The 22,847-nt window shown below is 71.2% G+C and carries 18 protein-coding genes; 3 read left to right on the top strand and 15 right to left on the bottom strand.

Annotated elements, in window-relative coordinates; genetic code table 11:
- Positions 1–29 precede the first annotated feature (29 nt).
- Positions 30–653, bottom strand: coding sequence for a pentapeptide repeat-containing protein (locus AWQ71_RS31480; protein ID WP_169806682.1), 624 nt, complete (start codon positions 651–653; stop codon positions 30–32).
- A gap of 115 nt (positions 654–768) precedes the next feature.
- Positions 769–1,986: an MFS transporter gene (locus AWQ71_RS31475; RefSeq protein WP_067140007.1), complete on the bottom strand. Its 1,218-nt coding sequence runs from the start codon at positions 1,984–1,986 to the stop codon at positions 769–771.
- Between the two features lie 169 nt (positions 1,987–2,155).
- Here AWQ71_RS31475 and AWQ71_RS31470 point away from each other — a divergent pair, with 169 nt between their 5' ends.
- Positions 2,156–4,078, top strand: a complete 1,923-nt coding sequence (locus AWQ71_RS31470) for an AfsR/SARP family transcriptional regulator (protein ID WP_067140004.1) — start codon at positions 2,156–2,158, stop codon at positions 4,076–4,078.
- A 75-nt stretch (positions 4,079–4,153) separates the two neighbouring features.
- On the opposite strand, the gene AWQ71_RS31465 is transcribed toward AWQ71_RS31470, so the two are convergent.
- The 12 genes from AWQ71_RS31465 to AWQ71_RS31410 all read right to left on the bottom strand — a co-directional run bounded on the left by AWQ71_RS31465 (position 4,154) and on the right by AWQ71_RS31410 (position 17,184).
- Positions 4,154–5,260: a calcium:cation antiporter gene (locus tag AWQ71_RS31465; RefSeq protein WP_067140002.1), complete on the bottom strand. Its 1,107-nt coding sequence runs from the start codon at positions 5,258–5,260 to the stop codon at positions 4,154–4,156.
- Positions 5,261–5,485: 225 nt separating this feature from the next.
- Positions 5,486–5,719 (bottom strand): hypothetical protein, encoded by a 234-nt coding sequence (locus AWQ71_RS31460; RefSeq protein WP_067139999.1) that lies wholly within the window; start codon positions 5,717–5,719, stop codon positions 5,486–5,488.
- Between the two features lie 79 nt (positions 5,720–5,798).
- A complete protein-coding gene (locus AWQ71_RS31455; RefSeq protein ID WP_084259496.1) occupies positions 5,799–6,311 on the bottom strand; it encodes a DUF1275 family protein in 513 nt (170 codons plus the stop codon).
- Between the two features lie 90 nt (positions 6,312–6,401).
- Positions 6,402–7,001 carry a GTP-binding protein gene (locus tag AWQ71_RS31450; RefSeq protein ID WP_067139993.1) on the bottom strand — a complete coding sequence of 200 codons (600 nt, stop codon included), beginning with the start codon at positions 6,999–7,001 and terminating at the stop codon, positions 6,402–6,404.
- On the bottom strand, positions 6,982–7,365 hold the full coding sequence (locus AWQ71_RS31445) for a DUF742 domain-containing protein (RefSeq protein WP_067139990.1): 384 nt from the start codon (positions 7,363–7,365) through the stop codon (positions 6,982–6,984). The genes AWQ71_RS31450 and AWQ71_RS31445 overlap by 20 nt, the downstream gene beginning before the upstream one ends.
- A complete protein-coding gene (locus tag AWQ71_RS31440) occupies positions 7,362–7,793 on the bottom strand; it encodes a roadblock/LC7 domain-containing protein (RefSeq protein WP_067139987.1) in 432 nt (143 codons plus the stop codon). The genes AWQ71_RS31445 and AWQ71_RS31440 overlap by 4 nt, the downstream gene beginning before the upstream one ends.
- A gap of 46 nt (positions 7,794–7,839) precedes the next feature.
- Complete coding sequence (locus AWQ71_RS31435; RefSeq protein WP_067139984.1) at positions 7,840–10,278, bottom strand: sensor histidine kinase; 2,439 nt, start codon at positions 10,276–10,278, stop codon at positions 7,840–7,842.
- Positions 10,279–10,465: 187 nt separating this feature from the next.
- Positions 10,466–12,076, bottom strand: a complete 1,611-nt coding sequence (locus AWQ71_RS31430) for a prenyltransferase/squalene oxidase repeat-containing protein (protein ID WP_245658650.1) — start codon at positions 12,074–12,076, stop codon at positions 10,466–10,468.
- A gap of 11 nt (positions 12,077–12,087) precedes the next feature.
- Positions 12,088–12,996 carry a terpene synthase family protein gene (locus tag AWQ71_RS31425; protein ID WP_067139981.1) on the bottom strand — a complete coding sequence of 303 codons (909 nt, stop codon included), beginning with the start codon at positions 12,994–12,996 and terminating at the stop codon, positions 12,088–12,090.
- A 3-nt stretch (positions 12,997–12,999) separates the two neighbouring features.
- Positions 13,000–14,370, bottom strand: a complete 1,371-nt coding sequence (locus AWQ71_RS31420; protein ID WP_067139978.1) for a cytochrome P450 — start codon at positions 14,368–14,370, stop codon at positions 13,000–13,002.
- A gap of 814 nt (positions 14,371–15,184) precedes the next feature.
- Positions 15,185–15,709 (bottom strand): DUF6609 family protein, encoded by a 525-nt coding sequence (locus tag AWQ71_RS31415; protein WP_067139975.1) that lies wholly within the window; start codon positions 15,707–15,709, stop codon positions 15,185–15,187.
- Positions 15,710–16,353: 644 nt separating this feature from the next.
- The gene (locus tag AWQ71_RS31410) at positions 16,354–17,184 is read right to left on the bottom strand and encodes a TetR/AcrR family transcriptional regulator C-terminal domain-containing protein (protein ID WP_067139972.1); all 831 of its coding nucleotides are present in this window, start codon (positions 17,182–17,184) and stop codon (positions 16,354–16,356) included.
- A 99-nt stretch (positions 17,185–17,283) separates the two neighbouring features.
- On the opposite strand from AWQ71_RS31410, the gene AWQ71_RS31405 reads away from it, so the two are divergent.
- Together AWQ71_RS31405 and AWQ71_RS31400 are read left to right on the top strand one after the other, a co-directional pair.
- Complete coding sequence (locus AWQ71_RS31405) at positions 17,284–18,177, top strand: alpha/beta fold hydrolase (RefSeq protein WP_067139969.1); 894 nt, start codon at positions 17,284–17,286, stop codon at positions 18,175–18,177.
- A 91-nt stretch (positions 18,178–18,268) separates the two neighbouring features.
- The gene (locus AWQ71_RS31400; protein ID WP_084259504.1) at positions 18,269–19,789 is read left to right on the top strand and encodes an FAD-dependent monooxygenase; all 1,521 of its coding nucleotides are present in this window, start codon (positions 18,269–18,271) and stop codon (positions 19,787–19,789) included.
- Here the strand turns inward: AWQ71_RS31400 and AWQ71_RS31395 are convergent.
- Positions 19,751–22,804 carry an AfsR/SARP family transcriptional regulator gene (locus AWQ71_RS31395; protein WP_067139966.1) on the bottom strand — a complete coding sequence of 1,018 codons (3,054 nt, stop codon included), beginning with the start codon at positions 22,802–22,804 and terminating at the stop codon, positions 19,751–19,753. The genes AWQ71_RS31400 and AWQ71_RS31395 overlap by 39 nt on opposite strands.
- Positions 22,805–22,847 lie beyond the last annotated feature (43 nt).

Raw genomic sequence — 22,847 nt, 5'->3', positions numbered from 1 at the left:
TGCCGAGGATCCCGGGGCCGCCGGCAGGTCTATTCCTCGATGGTGATGCCCATCGCCCCGGCCAGGACGTAGAGCAGGCCCTGGGCGTCCTGGCTCCTGACGACCGCCCCCTTAAGGCTGGTCACGCCGCCGATCCCCACCAGGGTGCAGTCGGCGAAGCGGGCTCCGTCCATCTGGGCCTGGGAGAACTGCGCTCTCGTCAGGTCGCAGCGCTCGAAGCGAACGCCGCGCAGGTCGGCGTTCTGGAAGTCGACCTCCGGCATCGAGCAGTCCCGGAAGACGGTGCCGGCGAACGTCGAGAATCTGAACCTGGCCAGATCGGCACGACACCCGTCGAACAGCACGTCGCGGAACGCGCACTCCGTCCAGGCCGTTCCGGTCAAGCGGCTCGACGACACCCGGCCGCGCTGCACGGTCGACATCCTGGCCGCCATGGTCGACAGGTCGCAGCGCTCGAACTCCACGTCGACGAATCCCGCCCGGTGCAGCCGGGTGCCCGCGAAGCGGGTGTCGACGAGCCGGCATCCCTCGAAGTCGGCGATCTCCACATCACGGTTCGACAGGTCGATGCCCGTGAACGCCATCGAGCGGTACGTGCGGTCGTCTTCGAGGTCGTGTTCGGGCCACCGCGCGACGGCGAGTGACCTGGGCATCTTGGGCGCGGCCGGTTCTTTCGGCCGCTTCCGCTGAGAACGAGAGTCGGAGGGATGCATGGGCGGAGCCTACGGCCCCGCACGCTTCGGCGTACGGAAGTGGCGCGGCGGACGGCTACCGGCTCTCTGGTTGGGGCGCGACGGCACGGTCCCGGCGCCAGGCCACCGCGAGGGGAAGGGCCACGATCGTGCCGGCCAGGCCGTACACCGCGATCGTGGCCGGCGGGCCGGTGCGGTCGGCGAGGGGGCCGCTGAACAGCACGCCGATGCCCTGCACCGCGGTGAGCGCCGAGGCGGCCACGCCGACCGCCTGGCCGCGCCGCTCCGGTGGGGCGACGCGGACGAACTCGGCATTGGCGATCACTTGGTAGGCCGACAGGACTCCGGTCAGGAACCAGGCGGTGGCGGAGACCGCTATGCCTGGTTCGAGTGCGCTGACCACGAGCGGCAGGCAGGAGGCCACCGCCAGCGGCGCCAGCGCGGGCAACCCGGCGGACAGCCGGTTGACCAGGTACATCCCGACCACGCTGCCGGCGGGGATGGCGCACAGCAGGATGCCGGCCTCGACGGTCCCGCCGCCCAGGGCGGCCGCATACGGTACGGCCAGCCCCTCGGGGGCGATGGAGAAGGTGGCCAGGAGCGCGAACGCGAGCAGACCGCGCAGCCTCCGGTCCCTGACGATCAGACCGACGCCGGTCGCCATCTCACCCAGTGAGACGACCCGGCCGGTCCGTGAAGCGGGCCGTTCCTTGACGCCCGTCGCCACCACCAGCGCGGCCAGGGCGAAGGAGAGAGCGTTCAGGCCCAGCGCCGCGTGCGGGCCGATGGCCGTGACGATCAGGCCGCCCACCCCGAACCCGACCAGCGTGGTGAGCTGCGAGGTCATCTGAGAGAGCGTGACCCCTGTGACGTACAACCGTGCGTCGAGCACGTCGGGCGTGGTGGCGATCCGCGCGGTCTTCTCCGGCGCGTCGATCAGCTGGACGACGAAGAGGAGCACGCACAGCACCGGGAAGGGGACCTGTGGAATGGCCATGATCCCCACCAGCAGCGCTCTGGCCACATCACAGGCGATCATCAGCCGCCGGCGCGGGAACCGGTCGGCGAGGCCGCCGAGGAGCGGCCCGCCGATCAGCGAGGGGACGAACGTCAGCGCATAGGTGAGCGTGGTCACCGTCGCGGACCCGGTCAGGCTGTAGGCGAGTACGGCGAGCGCCACCCGGGCGAGCTGGTCTCCGGCGCGGGAGATCAGGCCGGAGAGCCACAGACTCCGGTACTCCGGCACGGCGAGCACGTCACGGAACGTCGCGGAGCGCTCCCCTGTCGCGGCCATTCGCCCGTCCTCTCCTGCCGATCACTCCCCCGCGAACTCGTTCGCTTCAGATCACAGCATCGGACAAGTCGGTATACGCGCGGTATACGCGCGGCATAGCCGATCTTGTGGATCCCACTTCGGCCGTATACGTTCGGCATCGACGGCTTCGAAGTGCAGGGAGTCCGCCGTGGAGTTCGGGGTTCTCGGCCCACTCGCCGTGCGAAGCGACGGCGAGGCGATGCGCCTGACCGCCGCCAAGCAGCAGACCCTGCTCGCGGCGTTGCTCTGCCACGCCAACGCCCCGGTCTCCCTGGAGCGACTCATGGAGGCGCTGTGGGAGGAGCCGCCGGCGTCCGCCACGGCGAACCTGCGCCTGTACGTGCACCGGCTGCGCCGCACGCTCCAAGCGCCCCAGCGCATCACCAGCCACGGCTCCGGCTACCTGCTGGCCGTCCGTCCCGGCGAGCTGGACGCGGACCGGTTCGGCGAGCTCGCCGCCGAGGCGGGACGGGCCCGGGAGTCCGGTGACCTGAACCGCGCGGGCGAGCTGCTCACCGAGGCACTGGCACTGTGGCGGGGGAAGGCGTACGGCGACATCGCCCAGACCCCGCTGATCCGCGAGACCGCGGCCCGGCTCGAAGAGGAACGCCTGCGCGCCGTCGAAGAGCGGGCCGACATCGACCTCGCGCTCGGCCGGCATGCCGAAGTGGTGCCGGAGCTGACCCTGCTGGTGGATGAGCATCCCTATCGGGAGGTCCCGCGCCACCATCTGATGCTCGCGCTCTACCGGTCCGGCCGGCAGAGCGAGGCACTGGAGGTCTTCCGCCGGACCCGCGCCCTGCTCATTGAGGAGCTGGGCATCGAACCGGGCCCCGAGCTGCGGCTGCTGCACGAGGCGATGCTGCGCGGCGAAGTGGACCTCTGGCCATCGCCGCGCCCGTCGTCGCCGCCCGTCCCTCGGGAGCTCCCCGTCGGCACGTACGGTTTCACCGGCCGGGCGGACGCGATCGAGGCGCTCGACGAGGCGCTGGCCGGCGATCACGGGGGGACCGGGGGGCCGGTCGCCCTCACGGTCATCGCCGGGCCCGCCGGCGTCGGCAAGACCGCCCTCGGGGTGCACTGGGCACAGCGGATCATGCATCGGTTCCCAAACGGGCAGCTCTACCTGAACCTGCGCGGGTACTCCGCGGAGCCGCGGTTGCGTCCGCTGGAGGCGCTCACGGCGCTGCTGCGCGCGCTGGGCACGCCCCCGCAGCGGATGCCGTCCGACACGGCGCAGGCCGCGGCCCTCTACCGTTCGCTCATGGCGGGCCGGCGCATGCTCGTGTTGCTGGACAACGCGGCGTCCGCCGAGCAGGTCCGCCCCCTGCTGCCGGGCACCCTCGGCTGCCTCGTGGTCGTCACCAGCCGCAACCGCCTCAGCGGGCTGATCGTCCGGGAGGGCGCGCGGCGGATCACGCTCGACGTCCTCACCCCGGCGGAGGCCCGGGAACTGTTCGTCTCGTTCCTCGGTGAGCGGCGGGTCACGGCGGAGCCGGAGGCCGTCGCGGAAGTCGCCGAACTGTGCGGGCGGCTGCCGTTGGCGTTGCGGATCGCGGCCACCCACCTGGCCGATCGCCCGCTGCGGCGGATCGCCGACTACGCCGCGGAGCTCGCCGAGGGCAACCGGCTCGCCGCACTGGAGATCTCCGGAGACAGCGGCACCGCCGTACGCGCCGCCCTGGACGAGTCGTACGAGACGCTGGCGCCGGAGGAGCGGCGGATGTTCCGCCTGCTCGGCATCGCGCCTGGCACGGACTTCACGATGGAGACGGCCGCCGCCGCTTCGGACCGGAGCACGGAACAGACGGTGCGGCTGCTCGATCGACTCGCGGCCGCGCATCTCCTCGATGAGCGGGTGGCGGGCCGCTTCGCCTTCAAGGACCTCGTCCGGCTGTACGCACAGGCCCAGGCCCGCGCGGAGGACAGCGACGATGAGCGGGGCGAGGCCGTCCGGCGGGTTTACCGGTGGTACCTGTCCGGCGCGGAGAGCGCGGCCGACCTGCTCTACTCGCATGTCCTGCGCTGGGCGGCCACTTATGGATATCCGGCGACGCGGACGCGGCCCTGACCACGGCGGACGCGGGTGTCGCCGCCGCGCGGGCCTCGCGTCGCGGATCAGGTGGACGGCCGACGCGGCGGGAACTCAGGGGCTGATCGCGAGGAAGAGGAAGGCGGCGAACACCACCAGGTGGACCCCGGCATGGAGCAGGGTCGCCCGCCCGGAAGCGACCGTGAGGGTGGCCACGGCGACCGTCAGGGCCAGCAGCACGATCTGCATCGGGCCGAGGCCGAGCAGCAGGGGCCCGCTCAGCCAGATCGAGACGATGGCGATGGTGGGGATGGTCAGCCCGATGCTCGCCATGGCCGAGCCGAACCCGAGATTGAGGCTGATCTGCACATGGCCTCGCCGGGCGACCCGTACGGCGGTGAGCGTCTCCGGCAGCAGGACCAGCAGCGCGATCACGACGCCCACCACCGACTGCGGCAGCCCGGCCGCGCGCACCGCGGCCTCGACCGCGGGGGACTCGACCTTCGCCAGGCCGACGACGGCGACCAGCGCCACCAGCAACAGGACGAGGCTGCCCATTGTCAGCCGCGTCGAGGGCAGGCCGTCGTGCTCCGTCACGTCGATGACCTTGCCCTCCTCGGTCACCGGCAGGAAATCCTCGCGATACTGGATCGTCTGGGTGATGACGAACAGGACATACAGCGCGAGCGAGGCGATGGCGGCGAACCAGAGCTGCGGCGGCGAGAAGGCCGGACCCGGCGCCGTGGTGGTGAAGGTGGGGAGCACCAGGCACATCGTCGCCACGGTCGCCACGGTCGCGAGCGCGCTCCCGGTGCCCACCGCGTTGAACACGGCGACACGACGACGCATCGTGGCGACGAGCAGCGAGAGCCCGACGATGCCGTTACATGTGATCATGACCGCCGCGAAGACCGTGTCGCGGGCGAGCGACGACGCTGACCCACCCTCGGCGGACACCATCATGCTGACGATCAGCCCCACCTCGATGACGGTCACCGCCACCGCGAGGATGAGTGACCCGAACGGCTCGCCCACCCGGTGCGCGACCACCTCCGCGTGATGAACGGCGGACAGCACGGCCCCGGCCAGCAGCAGCGCGACGATGACCACGACGACGGGCGGCAGGACGCGTCCCCACGCGAGCCCGAGTGTCACGACCGCGAGCACGGGGACGGCGTATCTCAGGGCATCGATCCACTGGACGTCGCGCAGGCGGCTCATGCTCCCCCACCGGCTCGGTATCGGCTCGGCGACCGCTCGCGGCCGGCCACACGTGCCGGGTGCCGCTGCTTGGTCGGGAGGTTCACCTACCCACGGCACCGGAACGACACCGTTCACGACGCGTAACATCCTCACCCGGATGTCCGGATCTCGGGCCCCGGATCACGGGGAGAGCACAAGAACCGGGCTGCGGAGAACGCCGTCGTGACGACCCGCGCTCGGCGGCTACTTGTCTTCGCCGGTCGTCTTGTCCTCGGGGTGCTCGATGACGATGTCGTAGGTGACAGGGAAGAGTTGGCGGAAGCCGGTGTCCACGCGCCCGCCGCCGGTCTCCAGCACGATCTTCCCGCCGCGGGTCACGTCCCTGACCTGTTCGACGACGTACTCGTGCACCTCCTCCGTGTGACCACGAATGATCTCGGGCGGCTCCTCGTCGTTCTCCCCCGGCCTCGTGCGCACGGCAGCCTCCACTTATCAGGCGATCTCACCATGATTCTGCCTCTGTCCGCCTTCGTCGGCCAGAGCCTCAGGACGCCGATCATCCCGCCGCCGCGCCGCGCGGCCCGGTGAACCAGCCGAGTACGACGACCAGCGTGAGCGCGGCCAGGGGGATGGCCGGAAGGAGCGCCGGGGCGAAGAAGACGAACGCCGCCCCGCCGACGGCCCCGGCAGTGAGGGCGGCGAGGATGGCCATGCCGCGCAGGTCGAATCGCGCGCCTTCCCGGGGCGTGAGCAGGGCGGCCACCACCCCGGTCAGGGTGCCGGTGAGGTACGTCGTGGACAGGGCGGCCCGCCCGCCGAGGCCGCGCATCGCCGCGCTCTGCATGCCCATCGCCAGCGCCGCGAGCGCGAGCAGAACGTGCTCGGCGACGATCCCGGGCCTTCCGCCCGCCGGTTCCCAGCCGACGGCGAAGCACGCGATCACCCCCAGCTCGATCGCCAGGGTGACGGTGACCCGGCCCGGCCAGACCGGCTCGTCCGGCCGGGGCCGGCCCGCGACGTGTGTGCCGAGCGCGGCTCCCGTGCCGAAGGTGAGGATGACGGCGAACAGGGTGAGCCGCGGCGAGGTCCTGCCGCGTTCCTACCTGCCCCGTCACTCCCTGTCACGGACGGTGGCCGTGTCGGCACGGCCACCGCGCGGTCAGCGGACCGAGGCCTCCTGGGCCGCGGCCGGGCGCCTGCTGTACGCGTGCTCGATGAGGGCGATCAGCACTTCCTTGCCGGACTCACGCCTGCGCGCGTCGCACAGCAGCACCGGGACCTCGGGGCCGAGGTTGAGCGCGAGCTTCACTTCGTCCAGGTCGTACTGCGGGGAGCCGTCGAAGCAGTTGACGGCCACGACGAACGGTGTGCCCCGGCGCTCGAAGTAGTCCACGGAGGGGAAGCAGTCGGCGAGCCTGCGGGTGTCCGCGAGCACCACCGCGCCGAGGGCGCCGCGGGCGAGCTCGTCCCAGACGAACCAGAACCGCTCCTGGCCCGGCGTGCCGAACAGGTACAGCATGAACTCGTCGCCGATGGTGATGCGCCCGAAGTCCATCGCCACGGTGGTGGTGCTCTTGGCCTCCACCCCGGACAGGTCGTCCACACCCACACTGCGGTCGGTGAGCGTCTCCTCGGTGCGCAGCGGGCGGATCTCCGACACCGCGCCCACCATGGTGGTCTTGCCGACCCCGAAGCCGCCCGCGATCAGCAACTTGATCGCCTTGGGCAGCTTGGGCGGGTCAGAGTGCCCGGAGGCCATCGAGCACCGCCCTGTAAGTTCTCTCGTCGAGCACGTCCATCTCCGGTTGGGGTTGCTGAACGGCGACGAAGCCCTTTTCGAGCAGGTCACCGAGCAGCACGCGTACGGTCCCGGCGGGCAGGTCCATGTGGGCGGCGATCTCCGCCACGGACAGGGGCCTGCGGCACAGCCTGGCGATGGTGAGGTGCTCGGGGTCGAGGCCGACCTCGGCTCCCGTGGTGGAGCGGATCGCCACCGCGATGGTCACGAGGTCGAACTTGCCCCTCGCGTCGGTGCGCCCGCGCGTCATCACGTACGGGCGGACGGTCGGCTCGTCGAGCAGCCACTCCTCCGGGGACTCTCCGGGACTTCGCTCCATGTTCATCGCGGCACTTCGCTCCTGGCTGGGGGTTCGACGGTTCGCGCGGGAGAGGTCAGATACTGTCCGACCCGGACGACGAGCATGGCCATCTCGTACGCCACGAGGCCGACGTCGGCGTCCTGCGCGCACAGCACGGCCAGGCAGGCGCCGGGGCCGGCCACGCTGACGATGAGGTAGGCCGACTTCATCTCGATGATGGTCTGGCGGACGTTGCCGCCGCCGAACCGCTCGCTGGCGCCGTAGGCGAGGCTCTGGACGCCCGCCGCCACCGCGGCCAGGTGCTCGGCGTCGTCGATGTCCAGCCCATCGGACGACGCCATGAGCAGGCCGTCCTTGGACAGGACGATGCCGTGTTCGGCTTCGCGCACCCGCCCGACCAGGTCGTCGAGCAACCAGGCCAGGTCGGCGGACGCGCTGGTCTTCTGCGTCACCAGGAGATCTCCTTATTGCGGGGTGAACGGCTGGGGGGCGGGGCGGTCACGCCGACGGCCGGCCGTCGAAGGGGCCGGTGTCCTCATCTGCCAGCTTCGACGCGTCAGTCCTGCCCCGCCGGGTGCCGCTCTGGAACGACCCCATGATCTTGCGGATCTCCTCGGGAGAACGGTCGTCGTCCTCGTCCTCGTCGGCGGCCCCGGTCGGCGTGTCGTCGCGCAGCGCGGGGGCGATGCTCGCCTGCGGCACCCGGAACGGCAGGCCGGACGGCGTGAAGGCCGGCTCGGGCGGCGTTCCCTGCTCGCCGTCCGGCTCCGGCTCCGGCTCCGGTCGCGCACCGGGCACGGGCCCGGTGTGTGGGCCGGTGAGTGGGCCGGTGTGTGGCCCGGTGACGTCGAGCGCGTCCGCGGCCGTTTCCGGGGCCGGGGACGCCGCGGCGTCGGGGATCGTCCGCACAGCCTGCACCGACGGCTCCCGGCCGCCCACCAGAGCGATCCGCGAGACGGGGAACGAGGGGTTCTCCTGCTCGTCGTCCGCCGCGCCGAAGGCGTTCTCGCCGACCGGCCGACCGGCGGCCGCGGACTCGGACGGGCTCTGCTGGTTCATGCCGTCGCCTATCAGCTCGTGGGGAAGCAGGGCGATCGCCGTCGTCCCTCCGTACGGCGAGCTCTTGAGCACCACGCGGATGGCGTGCCGCTCGGCGAGCTTGCTGACCACGTAGAGGCCGAGGCGGGCCGTGCTGGACAGGTTGAACTCGGGGGGATCGGCGATCCGCTCGTTGACCGTGGCCAGATCCTCCTCGGTCATGCCGAGACCGCGGTCCTCGATCTCGATGGCGTAGCCGTTGGCGACGACCTGCCCGCTGATCTGCACCATCGTGTACGGCGGGGAGAACGACACGGCGTTCTCGATCAGCTCGGCGAGCAGGTGGATGACGTCGCCGACCGCGCGTCCGCTCAGCTCGACGTCGCCCATCGGGAGCACGGTGACCCGGGTGTAGTCCTCGACCTCGGCGAGCGCGCCGCGCACCACGTCGACCATCGGGACGGCGCGGCGCCAGGCGCGGGCGGGGGAGGCGCCGGACAGGACGATGAGGTTCTCCGCGTTGCGGCGCATGCGGGTGGCGAGGTGGTCGACGCGGAACAGGTCGCGCAGCTCGTCCTCGTCGTTCTCGCGCCGCTCCATGACGTCGAGCAGGGTGAGCTGCCGGTGGACGAGCGACTGCGTGCGGCGGGCCAGGCTGAGCAGGATGTCGCGGATGCTCTGCCGCAGCTCGGCCTCCTCGACCGCGGTGCGGATCGCGGTCTCCTGGACGGCGTTGAACGCCTGGCCGACCTGGCCGACGACGTCGCCGCCAAATTCGAGGGGCGGCGCCTCGGCGGCGACGTCCACCTTCTCGCCGTGGCCGAGCCGGTTGACGACGCCAGGCAGCCGCTCGTGGGCGAGTTCGAGCGCCGCGTCTCGGAGCTTCTCCATCTGCTGGATCAGGGCGCGGGCCGTGGTGATCGACAGGATGATCGAGGCGACGACGGCGAAGAGGCCGAGGAGTCCGGCCAGGACCAGCCGCGCGACGACGCCGACGGCGACCGGCGCGGCCCTGTCCACCAGGGCGCCACCGGCCGTGGAGACCACGCTCTGCAGGTCAGTCAGCGCGGCTTGGGCCGCCACGCGCCACTGCTCGGCGTTGACCGGCGGGGCCGCGCCCGGCCTGCCCTGGCGGATGACCAGGTTCTCCAGGCTGCGTGCGCGCGAAAGCGCCTTGCTGCTGGTGAGCCGGGCGTACGCCGAACTGTCCGCCGACTGCAATTCGGCCGAGGACTGGTTCATATAAAACCGCTGCGCGCCCACCGTCTGGGCGAACAGCGCGAGATCTCCCTCGCTGAAACGCCCGGCCGCGATGGCTCCCGCGAGTAACGCGTCTTCCTGCGAGAGGATTTCCACCGCACGGCTCAGCACGATGACCGTTCGGGTGTCCCTGGCGATTTCCTGGTCGTCGAGGGTCGCCAGCGAGTCATAGGTCCGGTAGAAAATCGCGATGGTCTCGTTGTATGTGGCGAGCGCCTTCTCCCGGCCGGCCCGGCCCGAGTCGATCGCCTGCCGGTCGGAGCGCAGCTCGTCCAGTTGCTTGAAGGTTTCGGAGATGCGCGCCCGAAGCGCGGCGCCCGCCGCCATGTGGACGTCGCCGCCGTCGGCGAGGCTGCGGTACTTGGCAGCCGCGGCGTCCGTGCGCGCACGCTGCGCCGCCAGGAGGTCGGCGCCCACGAGCGCCGGGTTCCCCAGTCTGACCAGGGAGAGCCGTCGCTCCTCTTGGAGCCTGGCCACCAGTTCCTCGGTCGGCTTCGACACCTTGCTGTCGTACACGGACACCCACAGGAGGTTCAAACCGTCCCGCACCGTGACCCACGCGGCGAATCCCCAAAGCGCGATGAGCGACAGCAGCAGCGCTGTTACCTTCGTCCGCACACGGGAGTTGCGGAAGCGCATAGCACCCACCCTGCATGAAGTCTCTAGAGTTTCCCGGCGATTAGCCCATACTTAACTGCACCGGCGGAAATGCATCTCGTTAACTAGTCACGTCAACGCCCGGAAACCCTAGCAAAGGCGAGGAAACCCTCTCAAGCTGTCGAAGTCACAACGGACATAACATCCAAAATATGGGCAAATACGAAAATTAGCCCGACGACCGCATATCGCGTTCCGGCCCGGCCTCGATCCCCGCGGCCCGCGCGAGGTGCCGCGCCGCGAGAACGGCCGCGCGAACTATCGCGTCCGGTCGGTAAAGGTCCTTGTCAAGCCACAGAGGCGTGCCGTCCTCAACGCCGTCCGCCTCTAGCAGGTACCGGTAGCCCCGTGCCGCCGCCTCGACGACGGGCTCGTCGTCCGGCTCCCCCGCCCCCTCGCGCGTACACAACAGGACCTGCATCGCGTACGCGGTCTCCTCGACCGTCCCGGACCAGCGGCCCCACGAGCCGTCCGGCCGCTGCGTCTCCAGCACCCATCGGACGGCCCGACGTACGGCCGGCGCCGCCGCGTCGCCGCCGAATTCGTGCAACGCGAGCGCGCATGAGGCCGTCGCGTAGTAGGGGGACGCGTGCCACCGGTCCTCCCACCCCCCGTCGGCCCGTTGCCCGTCGAGCAGCCAACCCGTCACCTTCTCCATGGCCGCCCGATAGCGCGGCGCGGCGAACGGCCGGCTCAGCGCGTACTGCCCGAAGGCATCGAGGACGTGCGCGTTGACGCTGAACGAGCGCCCCTGCTCGCCCTGCCACGTGCAGAAGTGCGTCTCCGTCTCGTAGGCGAGGAGGCTCTCCGGCTCGTACGGCATGCCGAGCAGCGCCAGCGCGTACAGGGAGACGGACGTGGTGTCGGCGTCGGCGGGCAGGCCCGATCCGGCGGGGGTGCCGGTGGGGCCGATCGCGGCTCGCAGGTCGGCGATCATCTCCGCCGGCACGTCGCAGGGGATCCCCGCCCGGGCCAGCAAGCTCAGCACCCAGCTCCGCTCGAACACGGTGATCGGCAGGCCCACCGGGACCGGGCCGCCGTGCCGGCGCGCGACGGCCTCCAGGTGGCGGCGTGCGGGGTCGAGCGGATCGAGGAGTCCGCGGTCCCCCAGCCACGCGGCGGTCGCCGCGGGCGAAGCCCCGACGGTGCCGATCGGCGTGGGGACGACGGCCGGCGCGCCGCTCGCCACGTCGCCCGCCACCTCGAGCGCGTGCAGCAGCTTCTCCGGCAGCTCGGCGCCGGACCTGACCATGGCGCGGACCAGTTCCAGCCGGGCGTGGCTCATGTCCGGCGGAAGCGGCAACCCGTCCTCCCACTCCGCCCGCCGCATCTCCGGCATCCGGTCCAGATGCTCGTTGATCCGGCTGACCAGTGACGGCACGATGAGCTCGATCGCCGGCATGTCGGGACGCGCCTGGACGTCGGCGGCCAGCTCTCGAGACAGGACCTCCAGGCCGCGGCGCGCCGCCCCCAACAGGGCTGCCCGGTCCATATCGGAGTCACCGCGGCCGAGCACGCACAGGACCGCCTCCGTGGCGCTCAGCGTGGGGACGAGTCCGTACCCTTCCGGGGCACCCCAGCCGCCGTCGGACCGCTGGGCCGCGACCAGGTACTCCACCCGCTCGCGGTGGCCGGTGAGCCAGGGGGCCATGCTGGTCAGCCGCCCGGTCTCATACACCGACGGGGAGACCGTTCCCCACGGCCGGGACATGAGGCCCGCGAGCAGTTCCTCCGACGCCGCCGGTATGTCGAAGCCCTCTGCCGCGCTCGGAAGGGTCACATCGCCGATGCTCACAGATGTCCCCAATAGTCAGTGATTCCGTAGAATCCGGCGCTGTAGCCGATCTGCCGTTCCAGGTAGACGACCTCGCCGGGGCAGACGTCCGTAAGCGGCTGGAGCCGCTTACGTGCGGCGGCGGCGTGGAACGCCACCCGTTCACGGACGTACTCACGTGTGACGCCGAGCATCTGGGCGTTCAGATCGCCCCAGGTGCGGTCACGCTCGTAGGTCGCGAGGTCGTTGAGCAGCCGGAGCACCCGCTGCACCTCTCCGCTCGCTTCCCGGAGCTCGTCCAGGCGGCCGAGCGCCGCCGGTTCGCCGAGGAAGATCCAGTGCGAGACGTTCACAAACGTCGAACCGAAGTTGTCGGCGTTGTCCAGATACTGCTCGAACGTCGGCGCCTCGGGCGGCGCCGCGTCGGTCCCGGCGCCGAGTCCCGTCTTCCAGTCCCACTCGCGCGCCATGGCGACGAGCATCCGCTCCAGCTCGTCCCGCCACAGCGTGCCCAGCGGCTCGAACGCGGGCGCCTCCGCCAGCTCGGCCCGGATGTCCGCGAGGAATCGCGTGAGCGGGGTGCCGGGCACGCCGCCGTCCGCCACCGCCAGGCAACCTTCCACGATGGCGTCGATCTCGTGTTTCGACTTCGCCACGTAGTCGATCAGCCAGTCGGCCGCGAAGATCCACAAGGCCGTACGGCACGCGATCCGCAGCCGGTCGGCCGGCTCCCCTGGGGAACCGAACGCGTTCGCGAGCGCTACGGTGCCGAAGAGCGTGTCGTCGAAGGGACTGCCGGGAAACAGATCCGGGTACTCCGTGGCGCACGCGCGCAGGTCGCGCTGGCATTTCGCGGCCACGGCGGCGGTTTTCCCGTTCAGGGTCGCCGCCAGGAGCTCATCGGCGTCGCCGACGGATGGTGCCATGTCCTACTTCTCCAGCCGGGTAGTGGGCCGCAGCGTTATCTCGACCTCTTCGCGAGGCCGCAGAGAGGCTGCCGCCTGGGGGGTCGCGATCGTCGGGACACACGACGTCAGCCGGAACCGGCTCAGGATCGTCGCGACGATGAGCTGGGACTCGAGGTTGAAGAGGTGCATCCCCAGGCACTGGTGCGGGCCTCCCCCGAACGGGAAGTAGGCGTACCTGTGCCGGTGCGCGGTCTGCTCGGGCGCGAATCGGTCCGGATCGAACTCCTCCGGCCGGTCCCACAGCCTCGTGAGCCGGTGCGTGACGTACGGGCTGATCAGCAGGGTGTCCCCGCTCCGGAACCGCACCCCGCCGATCACCTCCGGCTCGACCACCGCGCGGGGGAAGAGCCACCCGACGGGATGCAGGCGGAGCACCTCCTGGATGACCTGCTTGGTGTACACCAGGTCCGCGAGGTGGGACGGGCCGACCGGGCCGTCCCCCACCACTCGGTCGATCTCCTCGTACAGCCGTGAGGTCACCTCCGGATGGCGGGCGAGGAGCGGCCAGAGCCACGTGAGCGCGCCGACCGTCGTCTCCGTCGCGGTGGCGAACATCGCCACCAGGTTGCCGCGCATCCACTGTTCGTCCAGCTCGCCGCCGTCGGCGTCCCGCGCGCGGGCGAGTACGGAGAAGATGTCCTGGTCGTCGGTGGGCCGCCCCCGGTACTTGCGGACGAGAGGGAAGACGACGTCGTCGACCGTCCGCAACGCGCGGCGGAACGCGCGGTCACCAGGCATCGGCACGACGTTCGGCACGAACGGCAGCACGGCCCGCAGGATGGTGGCCGTGGCGACCGAGTCGAAGGCGGGCGCGATCCGCTCGGCCTCCGCGAGGGTGATCTTGTCCGCGAACAGGATTCTGATCACGGTCTTGTTCACCACGTCCGCGATCCGGGTGGGCACGTGGATCGGCTGCCCCGCCTCGACCGCTTCCTCCCACTCGGCGACCCCCTCGGCGATGGCCTCGGCCATCCGACCGGTGAGCGAGTTCACGTTGCGAGCAGTGAACACCGGCTGGAGGATGCCGCGGCTCAGCGCCCACGTCTCCCCGTCGCTCATGACGCTGGTCCCGAAAAGGCGGTGCAGAGGCCGCCAGAAGGAGCCGCTGCGCGTGAAGTTCGCCGAGCTGCCGCGAAGCACGTGCTGAACATGGTCGGGGTGGCTGACCAGGTAATGCCGGACGGGGCCCAGGTTCAACCTGACGATCTCCCCGTCGGCGTCGTCCCCGATCCCCGCCAGTACGTTGGCCGGATCCCGCAGCAGTTCGGGTAGCAGCCGGTGGATGGGAAGGGATCTGACGCCGTGATCGGATTCGGCGACCGCGGTTGACATTCTGACCTTCTCCTAGCTGGAATTCGCACAACGCGCGCGACGTCGACAGAACGCACTCAGGCGGACGGGCAACGTCATCCAAAGGGTTGTGACGTGGGCCGGCACGTGGCCGGTACTCGGCTCAGGCTGCTATGACGTTCTTCAGCCCGGATACCTCCGGTTTCTCCCCCGTCTCACCAATGCTGCGAATTCCCCCAGGCATCATCGACACCCTGCGCGGAAGTATCACATGATCAAATCGCCAGAATCAAGGTCGTCGGGCTGAAGTTTTGTGAGCCATTGAGCGACATGCGGATATCGCGGGGATTCGTCATGGTTGCTGCACCAGGGCCGGGGTGTCCACGAACCTTGGCCGGGTCGGTCATTTCGCCGGGAGGAGTCCGCGGTCCTCGCGAAGCCCGCTTCGCTCCCTCGATCTCGGTGAACGTGCGCGGACGTGTGCGGACGTGTGCGGACGTGTGCGGACAACCACTGGCGGCTTCGGGTCCACACGATGGCGCCTCGCAGGTGGAGGCCGACGAGACAGCTCTCCGGGTATCGCCGAAGCGGAAGACCGGACCGCGCCACTCCTTGATCCGGTTGACGCGGGGCGTTCCTTGCCCAGATCGGGGACGTGGCTGACGGGGCGGCCGCCTCGCGAGTCGCGCTTCTCGCGGCTGGCCGCCCGGTCCGCCTTCTCAGGGATCAGTTCCGCGCTGGCGTATCCCCACCATCGTGATCGCAACCCGTATTGGGCCTCGGGAGATCGTGATCCGTTTCCGTCCGGCCGTTCCCTCGGGACGGTGTGGGGGCCGGCGCGCGCGACGCGCCGGACTCAGGTGAACGTCAGGACCGGGTAGGCGAAGAGCATCACACAGCCGAAGCCGAGCTTGAGCAGCCCGTCAGTAACACCGAACGCGAGAGCCGGCACGCGGGTCAGGCGCAGGCCGGCGTACGCGTTGATCGCGATCAGGACTCCCAGAATCGCGATCAACGGGCCGTGAGCGAGGCCCATCGGCAGGAAGTGCAAGCCGACCACGAACAGGATGCTCAGGATCTGCGTCCGCTCATCCGCACCCTTGGTCTTCGTGAGGACCAGATAGATCAGGCCCATCTCAATGACGATCGCGCCGACCAACCCGGCGATGTGCACGAACGACGGGCTGCCGAGGCTGGGCAACAGCGCGCTGAGACCGCTCGCCGTGAACCCCGTGATGAACCCACCGATCAGAAACTGGAGCCAGTACTTGTTGAACGCCCAGCTTCCCAGGCAACCCAGGCCGATGAAAATGAGAAAGAGGCCCCCTCCCCGGATCAGCGGGTAAGGGTGGTCGGCTACGGCTACCGCAAACGTCGGCATATCGCTCCTAACTTCGCAGAAGGCGATCTTCCCAGAGTTTCCTCCCCGGGGCGTTCGCGCCCCAGGTCGACAGCCGTGCCCGGCATCCCGGCACCGATCGGGCCGGTCCCGGGCCGCCGGGAAATGCGAAGAGGCCGAGCCCTCACAGGGCTCGGCCTCTTCAGCGGGCGACCGCCCGCCGTGGACGTGCTGGGGTACTGCCGGATGCAGACGCTCGTGTCAGGCCGTCGTGGTGATCATGACGGCAAGCCCCAGAAGGACGACGACGGGGATCAGCCACATCACGACCTCGCCGGCGAATTCCTTGTACATCGCAAAGTTCTCCCTCTAGGGATATGAAACTGACGTAGCGCCAGCATATTGGGTTCTCCCCCATGCTGTGTATATGGCGCTCGCTTCGCTCACGCGGCTCGGGTCGCCTTCAGTCGATGTCTTCCCTCGTCACTGTGTCTATTGCGCTCGCTTCGCTCGCGCGGGCTCGGGGCGCCTTCAGTCGATGTCTTCCCTCGTCACTCGGAGTCGCTCGTCCCTCGCTCCCCACTCGCTCCTCAGTCCAGACACCGCCGCGCCCCTCGCGTGATGGCTGGGCGCCGTAACGATTGCTGGGCACTCGCTCCTCAAGCCAGACACCGCCACGCCTGGGGCTACTCCGACGCGGAGGGCGGGGGGAGCAGGGTCTTCCTGGTGGCGTCGACTCCTTCGAGAAGGACGGCCAGCCCGGTGGCGAACGCCTCGTCGGCCTGGTCCTCGACGTACGTGGCCCCGTCGCGGCGGGGGGCGTCCCGCTCACGCGCCGAGAGCCGGATCGACATGGGGAAGCGTTCGGCGAAGTCGGGGGCGAGGCGTCCCAGCAGGGCGGAGCGGCCGGCCCACCACTCCTCGTCGGACATCCCGGTCGCGGCCGAAGCGATCCGTGACTCGGCGGCGGCCTGGGCGTTGCCGCGCACGAAGTGGAACAGCGCGGCCACGATGCCGCGCAGCGTCGCGGCGGGCAGCCCCGTCCGGAAGACGATGCCGGCCAGTGTTTCCATGACGGCCTGCTCGTGCGGGCCCAGCACGGGGCGGGCGTGCGACACCTGCAGCACCCACGGGTGCCGCAGGTAGAACGACCTCAGCTCTCCCGCCCAGGAGGTCACCGCCGCGCGCCATCCCCCGCTCAGGTCGTGGTGGGCGGACAGCTCGGCGTGCGCGCGGTCGTACATCAGGTCCAGGAGCTCCGCCTTGCCCGGCACGTAGGTGTACAGCGCCATGGAGGTGCAGCCGAGCCGGTCGGCCACGGCGCGCAGCGAGACGGCCGTCATGGGGTCCGCGTCGGCCGCCGCAATCGCCGCCTCCACGATCACGTCGATGTTCAGCGCGCGTTTGGGCCCCGGCGCCCTGCGCCGGCCACCGGCCTGGGCTGCGGGAATGTCCTGCCCGCCCCACAACAAGGCCATCGAGCGGGCCGCATCTCCCTGGCCTGCGAAGACGGTCACGACAACGAACTCCTTATGGCATAAGGTATGGTCTTCCGCGCCATCAGTTTATGCCATATGGAGTTAGCTTCTCCTGGCGGCGTACGAGGGGAGAACCTCATGCCCGAAGCGAAACTGCACGACGGAAGCACGATCGAGATCGAGGTGCACGGCGCCGGCCCCACGGTGCTGCTCCCGGTCAACCCACGGCCGGCCGAAGGCCCCAAAGCCGACGAGATGCGCAAGTGGGGCATGGACCCGGCGCTCGGCCGCTCCCTCGTCGAGGGGCTCGGCGACGCGTTCCAGGTCGCCGCCTTCGACTACGAGGGCCACCTCATGGCCACGCCCAAGGCGGACACCCTGACACCGGACGCCATCACGGCGGATCTGCTGGCGGTCGCCGACGCGGTCGGCGCCGATCGGTTCGCCTACTACGGATATTCGTGGCTGGCCCTCAGCGGGCTCCAGCTGGCCATCCGCACGGATCGCCTGTCCGCGCTGGTCATGGGCGGGTTCCCACCCCTGGGCGGGCCCTATGACGGGATGCTGAAGGTCACCACCGCCACGCACGAGCTCGCGGCCGCGGCCGCGCACGCCCCGCAGGACCAGCAGGACCAGCAGGACCAGCAGGAGCCGGCGGAACAGCCCGGAGACGGGCAGACGGCCGACGATTACGACTGGGACACCGCCGAGGTGACCATCTCAGAACCGCAGGCCCGTCAGTTCGTCACCCTGTACGAGGCACTGCGCGGCTTCGACGACCGAGCCGCCCAACCGCTGATCGCCTGCCCCCGCCTGTGCTTCGTGGGGTCGGCGGACGAGATCTCCTACGGCGAACGCTGGGGCGACGTCCACGTCAGCCTGGCCGGCCCGATCATCAACCGACGCGCCGAACTGGAAGCCCTCGGATGGGACGTACGCGTCCTGGACGGGCTCGACCACACGCAGGCCATGCAGCCCACCCATGTCCTGCCGGTCCTGCGGCCGTGGCTCCTCGCACAGATCGGCCGCTGACCGGCGGCCCCAATGCGGCGGCACGGGCCGTGACAGTACGGCGAACGCGCGTGACAGCGATCCGGCAGCGGGCGCCACGACAGTGACCGCCATGGACCACGCGAACGAGTACGCGCCCGAGCACGACACAACGAGCACGGCCGGCGCCGGCCACCGGGCGGGCAGCCGCCCGGAGCACGGCCGCGAGAGGAAGCAGCGACAAGGCGACGACACGGACGTCCTCATCATCGGCGCCGGGCCGACCGGCCTGACGCTCGCCGTCGACCTGGCCCGGCGCGGCGTCCGCTTCCGCGTCGTCGACAAGGCGTCCCGGCCGTTCGAGGGATCCAGGGGCAAGGGGCTCCAGCCGCGCACGCTGGAGGTGTTCGACGATCTCGGCGTGATCGACGAGATCCTCGCGACCGGCACGGTCTATCCGCCGCTCCGGGTGAAGATCGGCCGGGTGCCCGTCTACCAGGGACGGATGCACAAGATGAAGGCCCCCACGGCGGCCGTGCCGTACCCGATGGTGATCATGCAGCCGCAGTGGCGTACGGAGAAGGTGCTCCGCGCGCGGCTGGCCGCGCTGGGCGGCGCGGTGGAGTGGGGGGCCGGGCTGGTGGACCTCCACCAGGACGAAGCCGGGGTGACCGCCGTTCTGGGCACCGGCGAAACCGTGCGGGCGCGTTACCTGGTGGCCGCCGACGGAGGCCGGAGCTTCGTACGCAAGGCGCTGGACGTCGGCTTCGCCGGGGAGACCCGCGAGGAAGAGCGGATGCTCGTCGGCGACGTCCGGATCTCCGGTCTCGATCGGCGGCACATCCACGTCTGGGTCATGCCGGGCAAGGGGATCGTCTCACTGTTTCCCATGGCGGGAACCGACACCTTCCAGTTCATGGCCCCGCTCCGGCCCGGAGTCGAGCCCGACATGACACTGTCCGGCTACCGGCGGGTCCTCCGCGAACGCTCCCTGCTGCGCGGCCTTCGGGTGGACGACCTGCTGTGGGCCTCGCTGTACCGGGTGAACATCCGCATGGCGGAGCGGTATCACGTCGGCCGGGTCTTCCTCGCGGGTGACGCCGCCCACGTCCATTCGCCGGCGGGCGGTCAGGGGCTCAACACCGGCGTGCAGGACGCGTACAACCTCGGCTGGAAGATCGCCCGAGTGCTGGCGGGCGGGCCGGAGGTGCTGCTGGACACCTACGAGGAGGAGCGGCTGCCCATCGCCGCCCACGTGCTCGGCCTCAGCACGGCGCTGCACGACGGGAAGACCTACCGGCGCGACGAGAAGACCGAGCAGCTCCAGCTCGGCTACCGGGGTGGCTCGCTGGCGCGGCACGGCGGCGATCGGGCGCCGGACGGACGTCACCGGCTCGCGGACGGAACCCCCGTGCGGCTGTTCGACCTGTTCCGGGGACCGCACTTCACGCTGCTGTCGACAGGGGCCCTGCCTGGGCCGGACGAGGTGTCCCACAATGTGCCCGGCCGGGAGATCCGCGCCTACCGGCTCGCCGAGCCGTACCCGAACGAGCCGTACGCGAACGAGCGGTTCGTCCTGGTCCGTCCGGACGGGTATGTCGGCGTCGCCACCTCGTCAGTCGAGGAACTCACCGCCTATCTGGCCCTGGTGTGAACTCCAGGCGGCGGCGAAGCCGTCCGGGCCGAGCGCGTCCGCGCATCGGCGTTCCAGCGCTCGGATCTCTTCGTCGGCGGTCTCCTCGATGCCGCGCAGCCGCCGGGCCGCGCCGAGCAACACCGCGGCCCGGCGCGGGTCGCCGGCGGCCAGGCACCACTCCGCGGCGCCCTCCCACACCGCCGCTCTCGCGATGTCGTCGTCGAACTCGCGGCCGAGGGCGGCACGCAGCAGCGCGCGGCCTTCCGCGGGCTCCGCGGACCGGGACAGCTCCACCTCCAGCAGGGCGCGGAACTGCTGCGGCGCGGCCTGCCCGTCGAGAAGCTCCCGTGCCGAGGCCAGCCGGCGCAGCGCCTCCCCCCGATCACCGCTCCGGCGGGCCAGCTCGCCCAGCACGTACTCGATCCGCGCCAGGGCGGACCCGTCCCCGGTCCGCTCCACGCCCTCCCGAGCCGCCGCCAGCCCCGCCCTGGCCCCGGCCAGGTCACCCGTACGCCCCCGGAGCTGCGCCAGCCGTACGGCGAGCATCCCCGGGGCGGGCAGCACCTGGGGCGCGCCGATCTCGGCGGCGCTCTCGGCGGCCTGTTCGAGCACCGCCAGCGCCCGCGCCGCGTCGCCCCTGTTCTCCAGGGCGAGCGAGAGCCAGTAACGCGCCATCGACAGCCCCCACCGCTCGCCGACGCGCAGATATCCGGCCAGCGCCTCGTCCAGCAGCCTCTCGGCGGTCGCGGCGCCGCCGGGGACGAACTCCAGCGTGACGAGCCCCCGCACCAGGCGACAGGTGGCGCGCGCCCAGGGATCCGGATGGTCGTGGAAACCCTCGGTCGCGGACCCGGCCCGTTCCGCGACGTCCCCGGCGTGTCCGTCCCCGAGCGACCACGCCACGAGGGCGATCGGCCGGTCCGAGCCGCGCAGCACCCGCAACGCGTCCTCCAACCGCTCGTCGGGTCGGATGACCAGGCACAGCGCGTGCTCCGGGGCCAGCCCCTCGGGAGGCTCCCCCGCGCCGAGCGGCGCCGCCCACTCGGCCGCCTCGCGCCGCTGTCCCCGCATGATCCAGGTCCAGGTACGGGCCGCGAACATGCGCAGGGCGGCCCGCCGATCCGTCGCGGCCGCGTGCCGCAGGGCGGCGTCGAGGTTGCCGCGCTCGGCGTCCACCTCCCCCAGCACGCGCACCTGGTCACCGGTGCGCAACAAGGGGTCGGCCGCCTCGGCGAACTCCAGGTAGTACGCCAGGTGGGCCCGCCGCACCGCCTCGACCGCCCCGACCGCCTCCGCGCCTTCCGCCGCCGCTCGGGCTTCCGGGGTGAGGCCGCCGCCATGCCCGTACGGGCTCCCGGCGAGCTGCTCGGCGGCGAACGCGCGGACGCTCTCCAGCAGCCGGTAGCGATCAGCGCTCACCTGGACCAGGGACCTGTCGACCAGCGAGACCAGCACGTCGAGTCCGGCCCCGCAGACCCGCTCGACCGCCTCGGCCGTGGCGCCGCCCGCGAAGACGGACATCCGCGCCAGCAGCGTGCGCTCCTCCTCGTCGAGCAGGTCCCAGCTCCAGCCGATGACCGCGCGCAGAGTGCGATGCCGCCGCTGTGCCGTACGGCTGCCGCGGTCGAGCAGGCGGTCCCCGATCACGGCGGCCAGCCGTGGCAGGGGCAGCGAACGCAGCCGGGCCGCGGTGAGCTCGATGGCCAGCGGCACGCCGTCGAGGTGCGCGCAGATCGCGGCCACGTCGCCCTCGGTCGAGCCGTCGAGCACGAAGTCCGGGCTGACGGCGGCGGCCCGATCGGCGAACAACGCCATCGCGGGCGCGAGATCCAGCGGCCGTACGGGGTGGAGGGTCTCACCGGGCAGGTCGAGCGGTTCGCGGCTGGTGGCCAGGATCCGCACGCCGGGACTCACGGCCAGGACCTGCTCCACCAGCTCCGCCGCCGCCTCGACGACATGCTCACAGTTGTCGAGCACCAGGAGCATCCGCCGCTCGGCCAGCTCGGAGATCGGCCCCACGGTGTTGGACACGACCGCCGATACGGCGTCCGCGCCCACCGGGGCCAGCTCGACCAGCCACACGCCGTCGCGGAACAGGGAGGCCCCGCCCGACCCGCTCTCCGCCTCACGCTCCCGGTTCACCGCGTCCTCGGTCGCACCCGCGGCCACCTCGATCGCCAGACGGGTCTTGCCCGCGCCCCCGGTGCCGGTGAGGGTGACCAGCCGGTGGCGTTCCAGCAGCCCGCCCACCCGGCGTACGTCGTCGGCTCTGCCCACGAACGTGGTGAACCGGGCAGGCAGGTTGTCGCGCCGCGTCCGCATCGGCTCCCGACCGCCGCCGAGCGCCACGCGATGGGCCGCGCGGAGATCGTCGCCGGGATCGACCCCGAGCTCCTCGGTCAGCAGCAGGCGCACCCTCTCGTACGCCGCCAGCGCCTCGGCCCGCCGCCCGGCCGCCAGCAGCGCCCTGATCAGGAGCACATGGTACGGCTCGCGCAGCGGGTGCTCCGTCACGAGGTCGCGCAGTTCGGCGACAAGGGCGGCGCCGGGGACGCCGGCCGCCAGATCGGCCTCGATCCGGTCGCTGAGCGCGCGCAGCCGGATCTCCTCCAGCCGGGTGACGGCGGCGATGGCGAAGCGCGACCCGGCGGCGTCGGCCAACGGCTCGCCGCGCCACAAGGCCAGCGCCTCGCGGAGCAGGTCGGCCGCGGCCAACGGATCTCCGCCACGCAGCGCCCGCCTGCCGCCCGCGGCCAGGTTCTCGAAAAGCGCGGCGTCCACCTCGGCGTCGAGGCGGTAGCCGGAAGGGTGGGAGACGAGCCCTCCGACCTGGCGCCTGAGCCTGGAGACCAACGACTGCAGCGCGGCGACCGGGTTCTCCGGCGGGTCGTCCTCCCAGAGGTCGTCGATCAGCCGCCCCGTCGTGACCACGCGTCCCGCGTCGAGTGCCAGCCGTACGAGCAGAGCGCGCAGCCGGGCCCCCTTGACCTCCCCCGCGGAAACACGTAGCGGTCCCAGAATCCCGACACGCACCCGGACATTCTCCCCTCGGCTGGACGACAAGGGCTCAACGGCC

The sequence above is a fragment of the Microtetraspora malaysiensis genome (genome assembly GCF_001528665.1).
GTDB classification, from domain to species: Bacteria; Actinomycetota; Actinomycetes; order Streptosporangiales; family Streptosporangiaceae; genus Microtetraspora_A; species Microtetraspora_A malaysiensis.
Note: the sequence above shows the minus strand (reverse complement) of the source record. Positions and strands in the feature narration are given on the sequence as shown.